Genomic DNA, 3,639 nt, shown 5'->3' with positions numbered 1-3,639 from the left:
GTTGGGTCTGTAACTTCCGTATTCTTCTTAGTAACTGGTGTAATGTCTGCTGCAGTACAAGTCTCTCCTGAAGATGTTGATGCAACAGCCCCTGTAGATTTAACTACAACGTTTGCATTCACTTGATCTCCTGGAATTTCTAATTTTACCCTGTCACTTGCACCATTACTCTTTGGATTTCTAATTACAACACCATATTGGTTTCTATGGTCTTCATCCTTAGTTCCTATGTTTGTAACAGTTGGGCCAGCCCATACTAATTCATTAGCTTCTTCTGTAGATAAAGTATTTCCTAATCCAACAATTTGATTTGTTGCTACTGCTAATGAGAAGTTTGCTGTTAAGTTATCTTTGTAGTCCGGTAAGTCAGTACTCTGATATGGTACTAACCTAATCTGGATAAATGAACCGTTACCTGTAAGTGAACCCGACTCATTACCTCCACCTCTAAAGTGAAGCTCTATATCTGTTCCTTTGGTGTCTTTATAGTTAATTTCTCCAAATTTGTATGTTGGGTTATGTGCTGGTGCATCAAGTGCAGTTAAGTTATACCAACCAAATAATCTTACCTTGTTATTTGATGTATCCCTATAGAACAGACCATATGTTCTATTTGTAGTACCTCTTGCCCTGCCATCCCAGTTATCCCCGCCATCCCCTATTGAGAACCACACCCTATCTGTTTTCTTGTCAGATGTTTCGTTGAATAATACTCCTGTTTTTGCAGTTGTCATAAGAAGTATTCCTTCGTTGTTGTTTGTCTCAATAGCAATGGATTTTACTGCAGATCTGTTACCAAATACATCACTTAAGTCTGTTGAAGACTCATACTTCATTTGGAAAGTCATATAGTCATCATCTTTAACAGTCAATGAATCATAACAGATTTGTACATAGTTATTTGGTAGTTTAATACATTGCCCAACACCTGGCGGATTGTCATTTGCATCATTCCAGACAAAGTCGTTTTCAATACCAATAAACGGGCCTGTACCATCCCCGGTTGTTAGGTTTGTGTTTGGGTTTGATGTTGAAGATGTCCCCAAGTTTCCAATATTCCATACCCAGTCTGGATCGTCTTCATTCTCTCCAATATATGCATCTGCATCCTTATATGTTTTAACAGCATCCTTACCTATAATTAAAGTAGCTGATCTTTCTGCTTTATTGTCTGTGTAGAATACAGAATCTACCTTAACCTGGACACTATTTATTGTTTCAGATGAGCCTGAGCTGATTGTTTCTTGTTTGCCATCAACATCTAAAACAGCAGATGAGGTTCCAACATTCTTTAATGTAACTTTCTTTGTTACACCTGATACATCAACATTAACTGTATCATCAACTGTCAGGAAATATTCTGTTCCAACATTAGCTGTAAATTCAGTACCTGCTGTTGAACCCGAAATAGTTACAGCTGTTATTTTTAGTGTTTTTCCTAAGAACTTTACTTCTAATGGATCTGTTGTTGTTGCTTTGGAAACGTTTATTGATTCATCAAATTTATAGAAATATTTTATAGAATCCCTTTCAACTTCCATAAATACACCTGTTTTGTAGTCATCCTCTGCGCTTGTTAAGGATGTTGCAACAGTTACGTTTGCTCCTTGGTTTAGGATTAATGCTTCACCTATATCATATTCTTTGTTTTGGAAGGTTATAACACTGTCAATAAAACCAGCCAGTTTAGTTGCTTTTAATTCCTGATCTAGTGTTGTAGACCTTGGATCTGCAATTGCGCTACCTAATGGAATTGTTTCTGAAGTTCCACCTGCAACACTTACTGTTGTGGTTCCTGTTTTTGTACATGTCTTGGCTTCAAACTGCAACTTAGTTGCTATGTCTACCATACCAAGTGTATCTTCAGCAGAAGCTCCTGAGCCAACTACAAATACGTTATTTGGATCATATGCTCCACTTACAACAAATGGTGCTGGATACTTAGATAAATCATAAGTTGTTTTTTTATTATTATTTTATTTTGTGTTTAAAGAGCCTCTCTAAACACGAATTTTTTTTAACCATATTGAATCTACATAGCTACATTCTACATAGATCTCTATCGTCTTGATTAATAGTCTAGAACTATATTACTTTATAAAGATTTTGGTAATTGAAAATATAATCATGTTCTCTGTTTGCAAAAAAAAGAAATTTAAATCCTTCTTTAGAAAAAAGAAAGATAAATTATGCTCAGTTTCAGTTACCACTTTAAATTAGTTAAATTTACCATATACCGAAGAGGATAACTTTAATTTATAAAGAAAGGTAGCTATTAAAGTTCTAGAACTTAAATCAAGAACAAGATTCCCAACTAAATCATCTCCTGCATAACTTCAATGTAATTGTGTACTTTGGATCCGGACTATTGTAAACATACTGCAGATTCCCTATACACCCGCCACTGGATTCAACCTTGGGCCATTCCTGATTGTCCTTCTTGATCACAAAAGAATATGTTGTTTTTTTATCAACTGCAGCATCTAAAATCCTTCTTATTTCCTGATTTGTATTCTGCCTGCATGATTCATCATTGCAGTTTCTTATCTGGTCCCTTATTGAAGTTGGCGGCCTTGTTGTAGTGTCAGGAGTAAACTTCCTTATTGCATTAACTAAATTCACAACCTCGATATTTTGTCTTATTGTCGGCTGCTCAGATGTTGGAGAACCGGAAAACCTAAGATACACTACCCCAAGTATAATAAACAAGATTACTATTACAAGCAGGCCAAGTATCTCTGTCTGTGCCTTCTTCATGAATATGCCTCAATTATTATTTTTCCAACCCCATACTGTTTTGTAATTGGGTGGTATAGGGAAACTATTGTAGAGATTAATGGTTTTTTCGTATAGCTCTGTGCTTTTCCCGGTGTATAAATAATCCAGGTATTGCAGCTTACTGGATATTCAACTAACTGGGAAGGACATTCACCATTATTTGAGTTTGGATAGATTGATTTTATTACAATCCCTTTGTTCTTGAAAATATTTGAATAATATTGCATTCCAGATCGATCATTCGGATCATTAACAAGACTCCTAAACGCTGAAACTTTATAAAGATCGATACAAAACTTATTTTCTGATTCTAAACTACACTGAAGCTCCGGCATTGAGGTAATTGATGTAAGCAAAACCTCTGCTTCCTGCTGTGTCAACTGCTCACCACTCTTGGAAATACTCACAGCATAAAACTTAAAATAAAAAAATACAGCAACTAAAAGCAGGATAACCACTACAACCATTATCATTATCATTTCAATCATTTCTATTTGTGCTTTTTTAGAATACTGCAACACATTCACCACTTCCGGAAGCTTCACGATTTGCTATTATTAACGAATTAATATCTGTGTAAATTGATTGTGTTATTGGATTTGTCAAAGCATCGAGATTCATGTTGATTGTGCTATAAATATTGCAGTTGCCATTATTGGGAAGGTTTTGCGCTTTTCTTGAATAAACCTTTGCAACGAAGTTAAGCCTCTTTAATGCTGCATTCCTTGCACATTCATATGACTGCCTGCTGCCTGCAAAGATTGCACCATAAAGCATTTCTCTGCGAATAAAAAAAGGCTGTGAAGAGTCACTGTTGAATTTTAAAACCCCATGTTTATTTTCGGGATCTTGAAACTCAAT

At 35.5% G+C, this 3,639-nt stretch carries 4 protein-coding genes; all 4 read right to left on the bottom strand.

Translation table 11 applies throughout. The annotated features are described in order from the left end of the window. Positions 1-1,850, bottom strand: a 1,850-nt coding sequence (locus HYU07_07955) for a hypothetical protein (protein ID MBI2130132.1), incomplete at its 3' end; no start/stop codon positions are given. A 469-nt stretch (positions 1,851-2,319) separates the two neighbouring features. Beyond that, on the bottom strand, positions 2,320-2,757 hold the full coding sequence (locus HYU07_07950; protein MBI2130131.1) for a hypothetical protein: 438 nt from the start codon (positions 2,755-2,757) through the stop codon (positions 2,320-2,322). Beyond that, positions 2,754-3,266, bottom strand: coding sequence for a hypothetical protein (locus HYU07_07945; protein MBI2130130.1), 513 nt, complete (start codon positions 3,264-3,266; stop codon positions 2,754-2,756). The genes HYU07_07950 and HYU07_07945 overlap by 4 nt, the downstream gene beginning before the upstream one ends. Before the next feature lie 16 nt (positions 3,267-3,282). After that, on the bottom strand, positions 3,283-3,555 hold the full coding sequence (locus HYU07_07940; protein ID MBI2130129.1) for a hypothetical protein: 273 nt from the start codon (positions 3,553-3,555) through the stop codon (positions 3,283-3,285). Positions 3,556-3,639: the final 84 nt, after the last annotated feature.

This window comes from Candidatus Woesearchaeota archaeon (assembly GCA_016180285.1).
GTDB lineage: Archaea > Nanobdellota > Nanobdellia > Woesearchaeales > JACPBO01 > JACPBO01.
This window is presented reverse-complemented; position numbering and strand designations above follow the sequence as displayed.

What these genes read in the sequence shown, in the direction of transcription:
- HYU07_07945 (MBI2130130.1), bottom strand. Translation starts at nt 3,266, where the DNA reads ATGATTGAAATGATAATGATAATGGTTGTAGTGGTTATCCTGCTTTTA.
- HYU07_07950 (MBI2130131.1), bottom strand. Translation starts at nt 2,757, where the DNA reads ATGAAGAAGGCACAGACAGAGATACTTGGCCTGCTTGTAATAGTAATC.
- HYU07_07940 (MBI2130129.1), bottom strand. Translation starts at nt 3,555, where the DNA reads ATGCTTTATGGTGCAATCTTTGCAGGCAGCAGGCAGTCATATGAATGT.